The organism is Nocardia sp. NPDC058518 (assembly GCF_042719655.1).
Classification (GTDB): Bacteria; Actinomycetota; Actinomycetes; order Mycobacteriales; family Mycobacteriaceae; genus Nocardia.
Map to the genome: position 1 here is coordinate 249,596 of NZ_JBHXNJ010000004.1, position 17,984 is coordinate 267,579.

At 67.1% G+C, this 17,984-nt stretch carries 12 protein-coding genes; 8 read left to right on the plus strand and 4 right to left on the minus strand.

Going from position 1 to position 17,984, the window contains the following annotated elements; translation table 11 throughout:
- Positions 1-7 precede the first annotated feature (7 nt).
- Positions 8-1,855, minus strand: a complete 1,848-nt coding sequence (locus ACFWPX_RS10180; RefSeq protein WP_378927117.1) for a DUF4407 domain-containing protein — start codon at positions 1,853-1,855, stop codon at positions 8-10.
- Positions 1,856-2,769: 914 nt separating this feature from the next.
- Here ACFWPX_RS10180 and gltB point away from each other — a divergent pair.
- The 8 genes from gltB to ACFWPX_RS10220 all read left to right on the plus strand — a co-directional run bounded on the left by gltB (position 2,770) and on the right by ACFWPX_RS10220 (position 13,391).
- The gene (gene gltB, locus ACFWPX_RS10185) at positions 2,770-7,437 is read left to right on the plus strand and encodes a glutamate synthase large subunit (protein ID WP_378927118.1); all 4,668 of its coding nucleotides are present in this window, start codon (positions 2,770-2,772) and stop codon (positions 7,435-7,437) included.
- Positions 7,430-8,902, plus strand: a complete 1,473-nt coding sequence (locus ACFWPX_RS10190) for a glutamate synthase subunit beta (protein WP_378914995.1) — start codon at positions 7,430-7,432, stop codon at positions 8,900-8,902. The genes gltB and ACFWPX_RS10190 overlap by 8 nt, the downstream gene beginning before the upstream one ends.
- Before the next feature lie 255 nt (positions 8,903-9,157).
- A complete protein-coding gene (locus ACFWPX_RS10195) occupies positions 9,158-9,784 on the plus strand; it encodes a tetratricopeptide repeat protein (protein ID WP_378914993.1) in 627 nt (208 codons plus the stop codon).
- Positions 9,785-10,149: 365 nt separating this feature from the next.
- A complete protein-coding gene (locus tag ACFWPX_RS10200) occupies positions 10,150-10,473 on the plus strand; it encodes a hypothetical protein (RefSeq protein WP_378914991.1) in 324 nt (107 codons plus the stop codon).
- Positions 10,470-11,402 carry a hypothetical protein gene (locus tag ACFWPX_RS10205; protein WP_378914989.1) on the plus strand — a complete coding sequence of 311 codons (933 nt, stop codon included), beginning with the start codon at positions 10,470-10,472 and terminating at the stop codon, positions 11,400-11,402. Before ACFWPX_RS10200 ends, ACFWPX_RS10205 begins: the two co-directional genes overlap by 4 nt.
- Positions 11,399-11,887, plus strand: coding sequence for a roadblock/LC7 domain-containing protein (locus ACFWPX_RS10210; RefSeq protein ID WP_378914987.1), 489 nt, complete (start codon positions 11,399-11,401; stop codon positions 11,885-11,887). The genes ACFWPX_RS10205 and ACFWPX_RS10210 overlap by 4 nt, the downstream gene beginning before the upstream one ends.
- A gap of 10 nt (positions 11,888-11,897) precedes the next feature.
- Entirely contained in the window at positions 11,898-12,269 is a 372-nt protein-coding gene (locus ACFWPX_RS10215; RefSeq protein WP_378914985.1) for a hypothetical protein, read from the plus strand.
- Between the two features lie 222 nt (positions 12,270-12,491).
- Entirely contained in the window at positions 12,492-13,391 is a 900-nt protein-coding gene (locus ACFWPX_RS10220) for a cutinase family protein (RefSeq protein ID WP_378914983.1), read from the plus strand.
- Positions 13,392-13,457: 66 nt separating this feature from the next.
- On the opposite strand, the gene ACFWPX_RS10225 is transcribed toward ACFWPX_RS10220, so the two are convergent.
- The 3 genes from ACFWPX_RS10225 to lysX all read right to left on the minus strand — a co-directional run bounded on the left by ACFWPX_RS10225 (position 13,458) and on the right by lysX (position 17,965).
- Positions 13,458-14,078, minus strand: coding sequence for a histidine phosphatase family protein (locus ACFWPX_RS10225; protein WP_378927224.1), 621 nt, complete (start codon positions 14,076-14,078; stop codon positions 13,458-13,460).
- A gap of 98 nt (positions 14,079-14,176) precedes the next feature.
- Positions 14,177-14,494 carry a hypothetical protein gene (locus ACFWPX_RS10230; RefSeq protein WP_378914981.1) on the minus strand — a complete coding sequence of 106 codons (318 nt, stop codon included), beginning with the start codon at positions 14,492-14,494 and terminating at the stop codon, positions 14,177-14,179.
- Between the two features lie 162 nt (positions 14,495-14,656).
- Positions 14,657-17,965, minus strand: a complete 3,309-nt coding sequence (lysX, locus tag ACFWPX_RS10235) for a bifunctional lysylphosphatidylglycerol synthetase/lysine--tRNA ligase LysX (protein WP_378927119.1) — start codon at positions 17,963-17,965, stop codon at positions 14,657-14,659.
- Positions 17,966-17,984 lie beyond the last annotated feature (19 nt).

A 17,984-nucleotide genomic window follows, 5' to 3' on the forward strand; every position in this document is an offset into this window, starting at 1 on the left:
GGAGTTCTCAGCGGGCGGGGGGCAGCTGGCGACGGTTGCCGGGGAGTTCGTTGGCGTTGCCGCCGGGGAGCTCGCCGTGGCTGTCCGCCTCGGGCAGGCCGTTGCCCTGTCCGGCGGGCAGCGCGGTGTAGCTCGGTGCCGACGGGTACTGGCGCGGGTCCGGGTGGAAGCGGCTCGACGGTGCGTCGACCACGTTCGAGGCGATCTGCTGGGCGTAGGGCTGGTAGGGCTGCTGCTGGTAGGGCTGCTGCTGGTACGGCTGTTGCGGGTAGGCGCCGGGCGGCAGGAATCCCTGCGCGGGCTGGCCGGCGAGCTGATATCCGGCGGGAACCTGCTGCTGCTGCTGCGCCGCGGAATCCTGCGTGTCGACGGTGACCTTGCGCGTGCGTCGCAGGGTGAACGTCACCTCTTCGACCTCTTCGAACGCCTGTCGCGCGGTACGCATCGGGTGGGTGGCCGAGTCGAAGACATTGGCGACGAACGCCGGTACCAGCGGCCGGATCCAGCGGGCGGCGGTGTCGGTGAACGGCACCGTCCCGATGATCGGCAGTTCCAGTCCGCCACCGCTGGTCGGTGCCTGCGCGGGCGGCTGCTGCGTGGGCACCTGGTGCGCGGGGACGAGCGCCCCGGCGGTACCGGCGGGCAGCGCGTGCTGGACATAACCGGCGGGCAGCTGCGATGTCACGTTCGGCTCCAGAGACACGGAGTCGTCCTTTCGATGCGGCTCGGTGAACCCGAGCTCGAAACCGCCGATCGCGGCGATGATCCTGGTGCGCTGACGTTCTCGATCGATCACGGTATCGGCTTCGATGGCCAGTTGCGCGGCAGTGAGCTCGTGTTCGGCGCGCAACGCGGCCGTCTCGGTGCGCACCTCGGCGCGTTTCACCGCGATGGCGGCGTCGGATTCGCGCTGGGCCCGATCGGCCACCTCCGCGGCGTCGACCCGGCGGTCCAGCGAGGTTTCCCCGCGCCACCAGCGCAACAGCAGCGGCAGCAGGGCCACGACGATCCCCGCGAGCAGAATGAGCAGTCGCAGCGCCGCGCCGCCGGCGTGTGAGGCGGTGTAGCTGTTCATGGCCAGCCAGCGGGCGCCGAGACCGCGGTCACCCTCGGCGATCGCGCTGGTCCTGGAGGCGGCGAGCGTGGCGGACTCGGTACGAACCCGCTGGTCGAGGCCCTCGATGCGGCCCTGCGCGGTGGCGAGCTGTTTGCGGGCGTCGTCGAGCATGTCGTTGGCGGTCTGGGTTTCCGGACCGCGACCCGGTACCCCGGTGATCCTGGTCCGCGGGCATTCGGGGGTGGGGTTGTACTCGCACCGGGCGATCACCAGCGCGCGGTCGATATCGCCCTGCGCCTTGGCGATGCTCAGGTCGAGCGCACCACGGTCGGCGCCTGCCAGGTCGAACGACGTGCGGGCCGCGACCACGGCGGGCGCGTTCTCGGCGCCGGCCTGGGCGCGCACATCCAGTTCCCGGTCGATGGTCCCGCCGAGCAGCACGGTGGCGGCGAGTTCGGCCACGAACACCCCCGCCAGCACCCCGACCCCGATCCGGGCCGCGACGCCGAACCGATCATCGTCGGCACCGGGACGAGTGGTGGCCAGCGCCCGGCCGAGCGCCCCGGCCGCGAGGGTGATGACCAGCGCGAACAGCACCGCGCCGACAACGCCGACGTCGGCGGCGAGCAGTGCGGATAACGCGACGAGACCGGCGACCACCGCGAACAGCGACACCGCGGCACCGGTGACGAGATAGCGGCCCTGTTCATGGCTGAAAGCCAGGTCGGTGCCCGTTTCGGAGTCCCGGCGCGGGGGCGAGGCAAGGCCTCCGCCGAGCCAGGTGAGTAAGCCGGTCATGAGTTCTCCCCGGGTCGTGCGCTCCACATGGCATGGCGAAACTGGCATGGATTCGTTGTGTCAGCGTGACAGGCCGGACACCGACACACCGAGTGGCGAGGCGCTGCTTGTGGTCAGCCTCACAGTCGAACGGGTCCGCCCATCGCGCTGGCCGAGATATTTCCGGGCCGACCTCGGCGTGTCGTGCGCGGCGAGCCGGGCCGTACCGCCGCCCGCGCCCGATTTGTGTCGAACGACACTGCCAGGAGGAGTTAGCCAGCGATGTGCTGTGGCGCACATTTGGCAATACAGACCGTACGGTCGGCTGACTGGCGTGCTCGTGGGGGCCCGTGTCGGGAATATCTCACAGTCCCCACCCCCGGTTAGCGGAGGTGGGAGGTTTGACCAGGTCATCAGCAGGGAAATCTGCTGCGGTGCAGGTGAGTTCAGCTTTCGGCCCCTGGCCGATGGCTGATCCGAGTCTGCTCGTCGACGGTGTTGACGCAGGTAGGCGTGGGTTGTCCGGGATCGATCCGGTCCCCGGACTGCTTTACACTGGACGACGCGCGCGACGATGCAAGCAGCCGTTACAAACCCCAGCTAGACGGGTTACTTAGCACAACCTTAGTTGGTTGGGTCTGCGGTCTGACTTATCGTTTGCTCTTACGCCGAACGCACCCAGTTCGGCACAACCACCTGTTCGAGGTCCGGTGAAACCGGGCCAAGAGTAGCGGGTGAAACCCCGCGCAGAGGTAAGGGACAAGTAAGCATCCCGTTATCTCTGAGCACCCCAACTACGTCAACGCCGCAAACCACCACCGTCGCTGGTTTCGGATCGTACGGACGCAGTCTTGACGGAGGCGAAACGACGAAGGGCCCACGCTCAGCTTGCTGGGTGGCCGACATCGACAGCCGACTTTCTTGAAGGCAGAGGCATGACGCAACTTCCTGGCCACAGGTCACCCGGAGCCACCGGGCTCTACGATCCGGCATTCGAACACGACGCCTGCGGCGTCGCGTTCGTCGCCGACATGCACGGACGACGCAGTCGAGACATCGTCGACAAGGCCATCACGGCCCTCCTGAACCTGGAGCACCGCGGTGCTGCGGGTGCCGAGCCGAACTCCGGCGACGGCGCGGGCGTCCTGATCCAGCTCCCGGACAAGTTCTTCCGCGCGATCATCGCCGAAAGTGCAGCCCCCTTCGAGTTGCCGCCGGAAGGCTCCTACGCCTCCGGTATCGCCTTCCTGCCGCAGGCCCGCCGCGAAGCCGCGCGTGCCGCCTACGGCGTCGAGAAGATCGTCACCGAAGAGGGCCTGGCCGTGCTCGGCTGGCGCGAGGTGCCGATCGACGAGTCCTCGCTCGGCGCGCTGGCCCGTGACGCCATGCCGACCTTCCGGCAGATCTTCATCGGCTCGCCGAAGAACTCCGCCGAGCAGCTCTCGGGCATGGACCTGGAGCGTCGCGCCTACGTGATCCGCAAGCGGATCGAGCACGAGCTCGGCCAGGCAGGCCCCGGTGAGGGCACCGTCGGCAAGGAATCGGTGTACTTCCCGAGCCTGTCCGGCCAGACCTTCATCTACAAGGGCATGTTCACCACGCCCCAGCTGCGTGCGTTCTATCTGGACCTGCAGGACGAGCGCGTCGAGTCGGCCATCGGCATCGTGCACTCGCGCTTCTCCACCAACACCTTCCCCTCGTGGCCGCTGGCGCACCCGTTCCGCCGGGTCGCCCACAACGGTGAGATCAACACCGTCACCGGTAACGAGAACTGGATGCGCGCCCGTGAGGCGCTGCTGCGCAGCGATGTGTTCGGCAAGGACGAAGCGGGCAAGGACCGTCTGCAGAAGATCTTCCCCGTCTGCACCCCCGGCGCCTCCGACACCGCGCGCTTCGACGAGGTGCTCGAACTGCTGCACCTGGGCGGTCGCGAACTGCACCACGCCATCATGATGATGATTCCCGAGGCGTGGGAGCGTAACGAGAACCTCGACCCAGAGCGGCGCGCGTTCTACGAGTACCACTCGATGCTGATGGAGCCGTGGGACGGCCCGGCAGCGGTGTGCTTCTCCGACGGCACCAAGATCGGCGCCGTGCTCGACCGCAACGGTCTGCGCCCCGGTCGTATCTGGGTCACCGAAGACGGTCTGGTCGTGCTGGCCTCCGAGGTCGGCGTGCTCGACATCGATCCGGCCACCGTGGTCCAGAAGATCCGCCTGCAGCCGGGCAAGATGTTCCTGGTCGACACCGAAAAGGGCCGAATCGTCACCGACGAAGAGGTCAAGTCGGAACTGGCCTCGGCGCAGCCGTACCAGCAGTGGCTCGACGAAGGCGTCAGCCGCCTTGCCGACCTGCCCGACCGCCCGCACGTGCACATGTCGCACGACCGCGTGCTGATCCGTCAGCAGATCTTCGGCTACACCACCGAGGACCTGAACCTGCTGATCACGCCGATGGCCAAGACCGGCGGCGAGGCACTGGGCTCGATGGGTACCGATACGCCGATCGCGGTGCTGTCGAACCGGTCGCGTCTGCTGTTCGACTACTTCTCGCAGCTGTTCGCGCAGGTCACCAACCCGCCGCTCGACGCCATCCGCGAGAAGGTCGTCACCAGCCTCAAGCGCAACCTCGGCCCCGAGGCCGATCTGCTGCACCCCGGCCCTGACTCCTGTCGGATGATCGCGCTCGAACAGCCGATTCTGGACAACGACGAGCTGGCCAAGCTCGTCCACATCAACGACGACGGCAGCCAGCCGGGCCTGCGCTCGGTGGTCGTGCGCGGTCTGTACCCGGTCGCCGAAGGCGGCGAGGGTCTGCGCAAGGCGCTGGCCGCCATCAACACCCAGGTCTCGGCCGCCATCGACGGCGGCGCCCGCACCATCGTGCTGTCCGACCGGGAGTCGAACGAGAAGCTCGCGCCGATCCCGTCGCTGCTGCTCACCTCGTCGGTGCACCACCACCTCATCCGTGAGCGCACCCGCACCATGGTCGGCCTGGTCGTGGAGGCCGGTGACGCCCGCGAGGTGCACCACATGGCCCTGCTGATCGGTTTCGGCGCCGCCGCGATCAACCCGTACATGGCCTTCGAGACCATCGAGGACATGCTCGAGCGCGGTTCGCTGCAGATTCCGGGCAGCACCGGCGATCTGGCCGCCGACTTCCGCAAGGCCGTCGCGAACTACTGCACCGCGGGTAGCAACGGCGTGCTCAAGGTGATGTCGAAGATGGGCATCTCCACTCTCGCCTCCTACAACGGCGCCCAGCTGTACCAGGTCATCGGCCTGGCACAGGACCTGGTCGACGAGTACTTCACCGGTCTGCGCTCCCCGCTTGGCGGCATCGGTCTCGACGAGATCGCCGAAGAGGTGGCCATCCGCCACCGCGTCGCGTTCCTGGAGAACCGCAACGAGCGCGCGCACCGCGAGCTCGAGGTCGGTGGCGAGTACCAGTGGCGTCGTGAGGGCGAGTACCACCTGTTCAACCCGGACACGGTGTTCAAGCTCCAGCACGCGACCCGCACCGGTCAGTACTCGATCTTCAAGGAGTACACCAAGCTGGTCGACGATCAGTCCGAGCGCTTGGCGGCGCTGCGTGGCCTGTTCAAGTTCAAGTCGAACCAGCGCGCCTCGATCTCCATCGACGAGGTCGAGTCCGCGAGCGAGATCGTGAAGCGTTTCTCGACCGGTGCGATGAGCTACGGCTCCATCTCCGCCGAGGCGCACGAGACCCTCGCGATCGCGATGAACCGCATCGGCGCCCGCTCGAACTCCGGTGAGGGCGGCGAGAGCCCCGCTCGCTTCGAGGTCGAGGAGAACGGCGACTGGCGTCGTTCGGCGATCAAGCAGGTCGCCTCGGGTCGCTTCGGCGTCACCGCGCACTACCTGACCAACGCCACCGACATCCAGATCAAGATGGCCCAGGGTGCCAAGCCGGGCGAGGGCGGCCAGCTGCCCGCGCACAAGGTGTACCCGTGGGTCGCCGAGGTGCGGCACTCCACGCCGGGCGTCGGCCTGATCTCCCCGCCGCCGCACCACGACATCTACTCGATCGAGGATCTGGCCCAGCTGATCCACGATCTGAAGAACGCGAACCCGCAGGCTCGGATTCACGTGAAACTTGTCGCGGAGCCGGGCGTCGGCACCGTCGCCACCGGTGTGTCCAAGGCACACGCCGACGTTGTGCTCATCTCGGGCCACGACGGCGGCACCGGCGCTTCGCCGCTGACCTCGCTCAAGCACGCCGGTGGACCCTGGGAGCTCGGCCTGGCCGAGACCCAGCAGACCCTGCTGCTCAACGGCCTGCGTGACCGCATCGTCGTCCAGGTCGACGGTCAGATGAAGACCGGCCGCGACGTGATGATCGCCGCCCTGCTCGGCGCCGAGGAGTTCGGTTTCGCGACCGCGCCCCTGGTGGTCTCGGGTTGCATCATGATGCGCGTGTGTCACCTCGACACCTGTCCGGTCGGCATCGCCACCCAGAACCCGGTGCTGCGCGAGCGCTTCGCCGGTAAGCCGGAATTCGTCGAGAACTTCATGATGTTCATCGCCGAGGAAGTGCGTGAGCTGCTCGCCGAGCTGGGCTTCCGCACCCTCGACGAGGCCGTCGGCCGGGTCGACCTGCTCGACACCGCCAAGGCCAAGCAGCACTACAAGGCCGCCAAGCTGGACCTGTCGCCGATTCTGGACATGCCGGAGACGGCGTTCATGAACCAGAACACCCGGTGCACCACCACCCAGGACCACGGTCTGGACAAGGCGCTCGACAACGAGCTGATCGCGCAGAGCGCCCCCGCGCTCGAGCGTGGCCAGGCGGTCAAGATCGAAACCAAGATCACCAACGTGAACCGCACGGTCGGCACCATGCTCGGCCACGAGGTGACCAAGCTCTACGGTGGCGCGGGCCTGCCCGACGACACCATCGACATCACCTTCACCGGTTCGGCGGGCAACAGCTTCGGCGCGTTCGTCCCGGCGGGCATCACGCTGCGGGTCCTCGGTGACGCCAACGACTACGTCGGCAAGGGTCTGTCGGGTGGCCACATCGTGGTCCGCCCGTCGGCCGACGCACCGGAAACCTTTGTCGCCGAGGACAACATCATCGCGGGCAACGTGATCATGTTCGGCGCCACCAGCGGTCGCATCCTGATCAACGGTGTCGCGGGCGAACGCTTCGCGGTGCGTAACTCCGGTGCCACCGCGGTCGTCGAGGGTGTGGGCGACCACGCGCTCGAGTACATGACCGGTGGCCGCGTGGTCATTCTCGGCAACACCGGGCGCAACCTCGGTGCCGGAATGTCGGGTGGCGTCGCCTACATCTACGACCCGGAGGGCACGCTCGCCGGGCGGGTCAGCCCGGATCAGGTCGACGCGATCGAGCAGCTCTCCGGTGACGACTTCACCTGGCTGCGCGACATCATCGCCATCCACCGTGACGAAACGGGTTCGGCTGTGGCCGAACGCATCCTGAGCGACTGGTCCCAGCAGGTGAACCACTTCGTGAAGGTCATGCCCCGCGAATACAAGAAGGTTCTACTCGCGATCTCCGAGGCCGAAAAGGCCGGCAAGGATGTCGATACCGCGATCATGGAGGCGGCACGTGGCTGACCCACAGGGATTTTTGAAGCACACCTCGAGGGAAACCCCGGCCCGTCGTCCGGTCGAGCTGCGTCTGCTCGACTGGAAAGAGGTCTACGAGGAGAAGAAGTTCTCCCAGGACACCTTGAAGACCCAGGCCAGCCGCTGCATGGACTGCGGTATCCCCTTCTGCCACAACGGCTGTCCGCTCGGGAACCTGATTCCCGAATGGAACGACCTGGTCTACAAGGGTGCCTGGCGCGAAGGCATCGACCGCCTGCACGCCACCAACAACTTCCCGGAGTTCACCGGCCGCCTGTGCCCGGCTCCGTGTGAGGCGTCCTGCGTGCTCGGCATCAACCAGGAGCCGGTCACGATCAAGCAGGTCGAGGTCGAGCTCATCGAGAACGCCTTCGACGAGGGCTGGGTCACCCCGGTGTACCCCACTCGCCTGACCGGCAAGAAGATCGCCGTCGTCGGCTCGGGTCCGGCCGGTCTTGCCGCCGCCCAGCAGCTCACTCGCGCCGGTCACACTGTGACCGTGTTCGAGCGTGACGACCGCATCGGCGGCCTGATGCGCTACGGCATCCCGGAATTCAAGATGGAGAAGTCGGTCATCGACCGTCGTCTGGCCCAGATGGAAGCCGAAGGCACCATCTTCAAGGCCGGCGTCAATGTCGGTGTCGACATCACCGCCGAGCAGCTGCGTGAGCGTTTCGACGCGATCGTGCTTGCCGGTGGCGCCACCATCGCCCGCGACCTGCCGATCCCCGGGCGCGAGCTCGACGGCATCCACCAGGCGATGGAGTTCCTGCCGCTGTCCAACCGGGTGCAGCTCGGTGACGACATCGCCGACGCGGACGGCCTGCCGCCGATCCACGCCAAGGGCAAGAAGGTCATCATCATCGGCGGTGGCGACACCGGCGCCGACTGCCTCGGCACCTCGCACCGCCACGGCGCCGAGTCGGTGCACCAGTTCGAGATCATGCCGCGTCCTCCCGAGGAGCGCGCGGGCTCGACCCCGTGGCCGACCTACCCCCTCATGTACCGGGTCGCCTCGGCACACGAAGAGGGCGGCGAACGCCTGTTCTCGGTGAACACCGAGCGTTTCGTCGGCAAGGACGGCAAGGTCACCGGCCTCGACGCCCATGAGGTCAAGATGGCCAACGGCCGGTTCGAGAAGGTCGAGGGCACCGACTTCACCCTCGAAGCCGATCTGGTCCTGCTGGCCATGGGCTTCGTCGGTCCGCAGAAGCCGGGCCTGCTCACCGATCTCGGTGTCGGCTACGACGGTCGCGGCAATGTCCAGCGCGACAAGAGCTGGGCCACCAACATCCCCGGCGTCTTCGTCGCCGGTGACATGGGCCGTGGTCAGTCCCTGATCGTCTGGGCCATCGCCGAAGGTCGCGCCGCCGCGTCGGCCGTCGACAAGTACCTCGAGGGCGAAACCGCGCTTCCCGCGCCGATCCCCCCGACAGCTGTCGCCCAGCGCTGATCGCTGAACGAACAAGGCGCCCGCAGGCTTTCGAGCCCGCGGGCGTCTTTTTTGTCATTCCCCCCACACAGGACGCATGCCCCGGCGAATCCGGGCGCTTTGCCGGATACCTGCGGGTTTGCGGAAAATATGCGTAGGGGGGTGAACGGGTAAGGCGTGCAAGGGGTTCGGTAGGTCGGCAAACGACGTGGCTGATCTCCCGTGCAGCACATAGACTTTCCATGTCGAGGTGTACGGGAGATCCGAGGGGGAGCTGTGCCGTTGCCGCCGGAAGCGTTGGCGAACCTGCGCCGCGCCGCACAGCGTGGTGACGGTACCGCCATGCACAATCTCGCCCACTTCTACCACGACCACAGCGATTTCGAGGCAGCCGAGCACTGGTTCCGGCGCGCCGCCGCCGCGGGGCATACGCGGTCGATGAACAACCTCGCCGTGCTGCTCGATCAGTTCGGCGAACTCGACGAGGCCGAATCCTGGTACCGCCGTGCGGCGGCCGCGGGCAACTGCAACGCGATGTTCAACCTGGCCACCATGCTCTACCAGTGTGGCGACCGCCGCGATGCCGAAACCTGGTACCACCACGCCGCCATGGCGGGCCATGTCGACGCCATGTACAACCTCGCCAGGCTGTTCGAGGACCAGCACCGCCTCGACGACGCCGAAGCCTGGTACGGCGAGGCCGCCGACCACGGCGACATCGACGCCGTCAACAACCTCGGCATCCTGCTGCGCAGGCGCGGCGCCACCACCGAGGCCCGCCGCTGCTTCCGTCGCGCGGCCGACCTCGGCCACCCAAGGGCCATGGCCAACCTCGCGGCCCTGCTGGAATCCCAAGGCGCCCACCGCGAAGCGGAAACCTGGTACCGCCGCGCTGCCGGCTGATCGCATATTTTCGAGCACATCGGTCGGGGGACCGGTGTGCGCCGAGTTCGGCGAGGTCTGCGAAGAAGCCGTTTTCGATGTTCGCGCGATGATCGCTGGCCGGTGGAATAGGCGAGTGATCACCTGTTATAGCGGTAGGCAGCGAATGGCCGCCGAAGTTACTGAAAAGTATTGATACCGAGCGGTTTTCCAGCAACCATCAGCAAACATATTGTGTGGCAGCAATTTTCCGGCGTTCGAGATGCGAAGGTTTGCGGAGGGGTATAGCGTCTCGTTTCGATCAATAGTCGATGACGGTCGGGGGCTCGGTGAATTCTCTTGATGGGTGTCTGAAACGCATCATGGACATTCCCGGGGCGCGCAGTGTGACACTCGTGGACGGGGCGAGCGGGTTGGCTGTCGCCGGTGCCGGGGAGCATCAGGGCGTCGACGAGCACGAGGACGCGGCGGGGACCACCGATGTGGTGCGGGCCGCGCTCGGGTGCCCGGCTCTGGGGAGCGCCGACGACGACCTCACCGAGATCGTGGTGTGCCGGACCAGCGGGTTTCACCTCTTACACCTGGTCGACGGCGACTTCGACGGCAGGTTGTTCATGCATGTCGTATTCGACGGCGGCACCGGCAATCTCGGTATGGCGCGCTATCAACTCAGGTCGGCACTGGAAGAACTGATGGGCGGGAATCGATGAGTGTCGCGCTCGCCGATGAATTGCATCGGCTCGGCGAAGAAGGTTCGACCGGCGTATTACGGGCAGGCGACGGCGAATTCCATTTGGTCCGTGGCACTATCGCCTCGGTCGGTTGCGGGCGCACGATCGGACTCGACCGGCTGGTGGTCGAAGCGGGGGTAGCAACGGCCGAGGATTGGCGCCGCGCGGGCGCTGGTGACCCGGGCCAGCTGCTGGATCAACCGCGACTGGAAACCCTTGCGCTGCTGTCGGTGTTCGACGCTGCCTACTTTTTGCTGGCGTCGGCCGACGAGCCGGAATTCCGCCCGACACCCGAACATTGGCTGGCCCCGGTCTGCCACATCGCCCCGCGCGCACTTGTTCACGAATGCGAACGCCGCACCGACAACGACTACGGCCCATGGACGGCCGACCTCGTCACCGAGGTCGCGGTGGTACCGGCCCGCCGCATCAAGCGAAACCAGGTGGTACTCACCGGAAATCAGGCCGAAGTCCTTGCCGCCGCCGATACCCGCCGCAGCATCGCCGAAATCGCCCGCGATCTGGGCCGCACCACCTACGGCTGCCTCGTCGCCGTTCGCGACCTGACCGACGCGGGCCTGATCGAAGCACCGGAGCCCGTCCCGGCCGAACAACCACAGCGCGGGCGCCACCTCGCCCTCGCACCGGACCCGGCCGACCACCGAACCTCGACACCGTCGACAACATCCGTGCCCACGCTGCCCAAACGCATTCCCGGCAGCGCGGGACCGACCCGTCTCCAGCAGGAGCCGGGTGCACGACAGGGCAGGCACGCGATCGACGAGGAAGCGACCGCGACCGCCCGACACCGCGGAAACCACGCAGACACAGCGGAACCCGAACGCTGGCAACAGGTCGACCGCGAAACACTCATCCGGCTCAGGGCGGCGTTGGAGGAGCTTGCGTGACCGTGCGGAAGAAGCTGCTCGGTGAATGGAGGGGAAGGTTGACCAAGGTGCCGATGACCGCACCCGAACCCAGAGTGCCCGAACACTATCCGGCTGTGCTCGGCGAACTGAAGTCGTTGCGCGAGCGGCTACCTCAGCTCACGGGGTCACTGGTGGCGTCCAGCGACGGACTGCTCATCGAACACGACCTGCCCTCTCATCTCGAACCCGCGGGTATGGCCGCGCTGTCGGCCGCGCAGTTGTCGTTGTCGTACCGGCTGGCGAATACCGCGCACGGCGGCGGTTTCAGCGAAGTCGTCGTGCACGGAACCGAGGGGCAGGTGGTGATCTACGCCGCCGGCTACACCTCGCTGACCGTGCTCGCCGGACCCGAAGTGAACGTCGGTCGGCTCCATCTGGAGTCGCGACCGGTAGCTCGCGCCATCGCCGGCCATCTGGCGGCGGCGCACTCGCCTGGGAACGACCAGGTGAAGATCGACGAATGAAAGGCACGACATGTCGAATATGGATCTGGCTCTGAAGGACATGATGGTGATCGACGGCGCGGTCGGCGCCGCGATCGTCGACTACAGCAGCGGGATGGCGCTCGGAATGCTCAGCAGCACCAAGGCGCTCGACCTGCAGGTCGCCGCGGCGGGCAACACCGAGGTGGTGCGGGCGAAGATGCGTACCATCGAGCAGCTCGGCCTCAACGAGGACATCGAGGACATCCTCATCACCCTCGGCACGCAGTACCACTTGATCCGCCCGATGACGGGGCGCAAGTCGAAAGGGCTGTTCCTCTACCTCGCCCTCGATCGCGGCCGCGCCAATCTGGCGCTGGCGCGGCACAAGCTCAAGGGCATCGAAGAAGACCTGGAGGTGTGAGTTTCGCGAACGGGGGGTGTGTCGGCGGTGACGCGCCGCTGACATCCCGTCACTCCAGCATGTAGTCCTGCACATTTCCCGGTGCGAACAGTCACAAGATCGAGAGGTCGTGTGGCATGGGATGGCTCGGACGCCTATTGTGATTCGCGGCGAGGTCTGGGGCCACAACGTCAGTATTCGGGGTTGCTCTCACATCGACGAGCAAGGGTGAACTGGAGCGGTATGCAGTTGAAGAAGGTTGTCGCGGCTCTGGGAGCGTCCGCGGCGATGATGTCCGGAATTGTTGTCGGCAGCACGAGCGCGAACGCGGCGCCCGCCTGCCCGAGTCTGTATGTGGTCGCCATTCCCGGCACCTGGGAAACCGGCCACGAGAAGGAACCCGGCCCCGGCATGCTCGCCGGTGTCACCAGAGGACTACCGAGAAACACCGACGTCGACTACGTCACCTATGCCGCCACCGCGTTCCCCTGGGAAGGCGATGTCTACGGCAACTCCAAGAAGCAGGCGGTCGACGCCGCCCGCGGACTGATCAGCGCCAAGCTGGCCTCCTGCGGCAACACCAGGGCCGCCATCGTCGGCTACAGCCAGGGTGCCGACGCCGCAGGCGATCTGGCGGCCGAGATCGGCACGGGCATCAGCCCGATCCCGCAGGACCGGGTCGCCGCCGTCGGCCTCATCTCCGATCCGCGTCGTTCGCCGACCGATATCCAGGTCGGCCCGCACGCCGCGGGTGCCGGTGCCGGTGGTGCTCGGCCGGGCGGGTTCGGTTGGCTGAGCGACCGCACGCGCACCATCTGCGCGGTCGAGGATCTGTACTGCGCGACCGCCACCGACGACTTCGTGACGCGGTTCGCGGGGTTCCTGGCCCAGAGTTCGGATGCGAACCCGGCCAACCTGTGGCGCTACCAGCTCGAGGCAGGCGCGATCGTGAACGACCTGATGTCGCTCGGTGGTATCCCGACCCTGGGGGCGCAGCTGACCGACGCGGCCAACCAGAAGCGGGCCAAGGATCTCGAGCAGTTCTACCGCTCGCAGGCCCACACCCTGTACGGCAGTTACTCGGTGGGTGGCGGGCAGACCGCCATCACCTGGATGCACAATTGGATCGCTCAGCAGGCCTGAGTAGTTCCCCGAGAGCCCGGTATCGCTTCGGCGGTGCCGGGCTCTTTCGTGTTCGCCGAACAGCTGTCAGGGTGTGGTCCGGGAGAGCGACCTCGGCAGCAGGTTCCAGACGTGGCCGTTCTCGTTGATGGTGGCGGCCGTGCGGGTGCCGGTGCGGGAATACAGGATTCGGGTGATCGAGCAGTAGTCGATGGGGAAGGTGAGGGGGCGGGGGAGCGCGAGGATATCGGCCAGGAGGACGTTGATGACGCCGCCGTGGGCGAAGGCGACGACGGTGTCCGCGGGTGCTGTGGTGGCGACGAGATTCTCGACCGCGGCCAGTACCCGCGCGGTGAAGGCCGGGCCGTCGATCTGGTCGGGGAGGTGGCCGGCTTTGATGCGGGCGTAGGCGTCGGCGAACTCGGTTTTCGCGTCCTCGATGGGGATGTAGGCGGGGAGGTCGCGGTCGTACTCGGCCAGGTCGTCGATGATGTCGACGGGCAGTTCGCGGGCGGTCGCGGTGGGGAGTGCGGTGTCGCGGGCGCGGCGCTGGGGGCTGCTGACTATGCGGCTGATGTCGTGGGCGGCGAGCGCGGCGGGGACGCGGTCGGCTTGGAGCTTGCCGATCTCGGTGAGGCCGGGGTCCGCGGCGGTGGTGTCACCGACTACGCGTTCGGGTTGGGCATGACGCACGAGTATCAGCTGCACACTCACACACTCTGCCGTATCCGCAACAGCGGGGACAGCCCGGTCGCGGACTCGCGGGATGCCTCGTCGGAGGGTATCGCCGCGAGTCCTCGGTCAGGTCAGGACTGGCCGTAGGGCGGCTGGCCGTACGGCGGCTGACCACCCTGCGGGCCGTTGAACGGCGGCTGACCACCGTTGTGCGGCGGCTGGTCGTCCTTCTTCTTGTTCTTGAGCAGGTAGATGCCGCCGACGATCAGCACCACGATGACCAGGCAGCAGATGCCGCCGATGATCAGGAAGCTGCTGTTCTTCTTTTTCTTCTTCGCCGCGAGTTCCATCGCGGTGTTGACTGCGTCCGAACTCGCCAGGGTGTCGAAGCTGCTGGTGAGCATGTGCGGATCGACGAGTGCGGCTGTGGTCAGCAAGTCCAGATACATGTAATCCCATCCCGATGTGTTGGTGGACCGACATCCTCCCGGTGCCGGAACTCCGAGACTAGCGGTCTCGCTGTGGCTTTCGGTCCGAAAGCCTCACGCGCGCCAGGCGGAGTAAATATTGATCGCGAACGTGTCGCGATCCGTTTACATCTGTACCCGTTCTCACCGTGGTTTCACCAATGGGAACGGCAGTGTCTCGCGGATGCTGCGTCCGGTGATCAACATGACCACCCGGTCCACCCCCATCCCGAGGCCGCCGGTGGGCGGCATCGCGTGTTCGAGTGCGGTCAGGAAGTCCTCGTCGAGTTCCATCGCCTCCGGGTCGCCGCCCGCGGCCAGCATCGACTGCTCGGTGAGCCTGCGCCGCTGTTCCACCGGGTCGGTGAGTTCGCTGTAGGCAGTGCCCAATTCGACGCCCCAGGCCACCAGATCCCAGCGCTCGGTCACCCCGGCGATGCTGCGGTGCGAGCGGGTGAGCGGGGAGACCGAGGTGGGGAAGTCCAGGTAGAAGGTGGGGTAGGTGGTCTGCGATTCCACCAGGTGCTCATACATTTCCAGCACCACCTGGCCCGCGTCCCAGCCGTGCTGGTAGGCCACGCCCGCCTCGTCGCACAGCTCGCGCAGCCGGGTCAGCTCGGTGCGCGCGGTCACCTCGGAGCCGATCGCCTCGGAGACCGCGCCGTGCACGGTCTTGACCCGCCACTCGCCGGAGATGTCGACGGTGTCGTAGCCGCCGTCGTCGTTGGGGCGCAACGCCACCTCGGCCCCGTTGGCGGCCATCGCCGCGTGCTGGATCAACCGGCGGCACAGGTGCATCATCTGCAGGTAATCGCTGTGCGCCTCATAGGCTTCCAGGATCGTGAACTCGGGATTGTGGCTGAAGTCGACGCCTTCGTTGCGGAAGGTCCGGCCGATCTCGAACACCTTCTCCATGCCGCCGACGCACAGCCGTTTGAGGTACAGCTCGGGGGCGATGCGCAGGTAGAGGTCGAGATCGTAGGCGTTGATGTGGGTACGGAACGGTAGCGCGTTGGCGCCGCCGTGCACCTGTTGCAGGATCGGCGTCTCCACCTCGAGAAAACCCCAGACGAAGAGCGAATCGCGCAGCGAATGCAGTACCGCGCTGCGCTTGGCCATCACCTCGCGGGTCTCGGGGTTGATCGCCATGTCCACATAGCGCTGCCGGACCTTGGCTTCCTGATCGGCCAGGCCACGCCACTTGTCGGGCAGCGGATGCAGGCACTTGCCGTTCATCCGCCAGTCCTGTGCGAGCAGCGAGAGCTCACCGTTGCGGCTGGTGCCGATCTGCCCGCTCACCTCGATGAGATCGCCGAGGTCGAAGAATTCGGTGAACTCGTTGCTGCGATCGGCGCCGACCCGCTCGCGGTCGATCACCAGCTGGATCTCGCCGGTCCAATCGCGCACAAGGGCGAAGATCACGCCGCCGTAGTCGCGAATCCGCAAGATCCTGCCCGCGATTCGCACCGTGGTGCCCTTGGGGCAGCGCCGCGCCGCGGTGATGTCGTGGGTCGGCGGGTAGGCAACCGGATAGGGGTCGATGCCGGCCGCGGTGAGCCGGTCGAGTTTGTCCAGGCGCACCCGCACCTGCTCCGGCCTGCGCGGACCCTGCTCGGCGTCGTCGCTCTCGAGTGCTTCCGGCGGGCTGCCGTCGGCGTGCAGGCCGGTGACGGTCGCGGGGACGGCTGACTTCGTGCCGGTGTGCACGCCCGCGTCGGGTGCCTTGCCGATGCGCGGCAGGAAACCTTCGGCCAGCCCGCTCGCCGTGGCCACCCGCGGCAGCTGCCTGCGTTCCTCGAACAGGAAGAACCGCGGCACCCAGCGCGGGTGGTACTTCACATTCGACCGGTACAGCGCCTCGAGCTGCCACCAGCGCGAGAAGAACAGCAGCACGCCGCGCCAGGCCCGCAGGATCGGACCGGCACCGATCCGGCCGCCCTCCTCGAACACCGAACGGAACACCGCGAAGTTCAGCGACACCTTGGTGATGCCGTACTGGTCGGAGTTCAGGGCGAGCTGCGAGATCATCAGCTCCATCACGCCGTTCGGGCTCTGTGGGTCGCGGCGCATCAGCTCGAGCGAGACGCCGGTGCGGCCCCACGGGACGAGCGAGAGCATGGCGTGCACGCGGTCGTCATGGTCGACGGCCTCGACCAGCAGGCAGTCACCGTCGAGTGGATCGCCCAGGCGGCCGAGCGCCATCGAGAAGCCGCGCTCGGTCTCGGTGTCGCGCCAGGCGTCCGCGCGGGCGACGATCTCGGTGAACTCGGCGGCCGGGATGTCGCGGTGCCTGCGCACCCGCACGCCGAAACCGTTCTTGCGCAAACGGTTCGCGGCCTGGCGAACCTGCTTCATCTCCGGGCCCGCCAGCGAGAACGTGCGGGTGTCGAGGATCGCCTCGTCGCCGAGCCGCAGCGCCGACAGCCCCGCCTTGCGGTACGCGGTGGCACCGACCTCGCTCGCGCCCATCACCGCGGGCTGCCAGCCGAACCGGTCGGCCTGCTCCAACCACGCCTGAATCGCCTGCGGCCACGCCTGCTTCGGGCCGATCGGATCGCCACTTGCCAGGCACACACCCAATTCGACGCGATAGGTGATCCCCGCCTTGCCGTTCGGCGCGAACACCACCGCCTTGTCGCGGCGGGTCGCGAAGTAGCCGAGCGAGTCCTCCACATCGCTGCTCGCCAGCAGCCCGCGGATGGCCGACTCGTCCAGGCCGGTCATCGCGTTGTCGGCGCGTTGCGAGCGCAGCAGCACGATCACCGCGGCCAGCAGCGCGATCGCGCCGAACAGGCCGAGCAGGAAGTTCACCCAGGCCCGCGGATGCCCGTCGAAGTGCTCGTTGTTCACCAGCACGGCCGCGGTGACCCGATACACCGCCCACAGCGGACGTTGCACACCCGCGGGCAGCGAACCGGGGAACAGCTCGACCAGTCCCCAGCCGAGCAGACAGCCGAGCGCGAGCCCCGACACCAGCACGCCGAGCGCCTTCCACAGCGCGCCGGGCCGAACGCGGGTGTAGAACTCCTTACGCGCGGCCAGCAGTATCCCGATGACCACCGCGTGCACGATGAAGGCGACCAGCGCGTCCACATCGTCTTCGTCGAAGAACTCCAGGATGTTCGCCACCGCGTACAGCAGCAGATACGCGACGAGCAGCCACCAGGCGATCCGTTTGCGGGCCGCGGTCGCCCCGGCGAGCAAGCCGACCACCAGCGCCCACACGAGGCTGGTGTCGGGGGCGTCGAAGTAGTAGTTGTCGACATAGTGGCGCGGCGCCTGCGTGAGGATCCGCAGGCTGGGCGAGAGGCTCCACAGGAACAGCAGCACCGCGAACACACCGAGGATCAATCCGGCGATGTGCGGTACCTCGGATAGCCGGCCGTGCGCGCGATGGGGCACCGGCGTGCGGTCCTCGACGGTGGGGTGCTGCTCGGCCTGTGTGGGAGTCACCGATCCAGTGTGCGTCCAA

What these genes read in the sequence shown, in the direction of transcription:
- ACFWPX_RS10205 (WP_378914989.1), top strand. Translation starts at nt 10,470, where the DNA reads ATGAGTGTCGCGCTCGCCGATGAATTGCATCGGCTCGGCGAAGAAGGT.
- ACFWPX_RS10220 (WP_378914983.1), top strand. Translation starts at nt 12,492, where the DNA reads ATGCAGTTGAAGAAGGTTGTCGCGGCTCTGGGAGCGTCCGCGGCGATG.
- ACFWPX_RS10230 (WP_378914981.1), bottom strand. Translation starts at nt 14,494, where the DNA reads ATGTATCTGGACTTGCTGACCACAGCCGCACTCGTCGATCCGCACATG.
- ACFWPX_RS10180 (WP_378927117.1), bottom strand. Translation starts at nt 1,855, where the DNA reads ATGACCGGCTTACTCACCTGGCTCGGCGGAGGCCTTGCCTCGCCCCCG.
- ACFWPX_RS10215 (WP_378914985.1), top strand. Translation starts at nt 11,898, where the DNA reads ATGTCGAATATGGATCTGGCTCTGAAGGACATGATGGTGATCGACGGC.
- gltB (WP_378927118.1), top strand. Translation starts at nt 2,770, where the DNA reads ATGACGCAACTTCCTGGCCACAGGTCACCCGGAGCCACCGGGCTCTAC.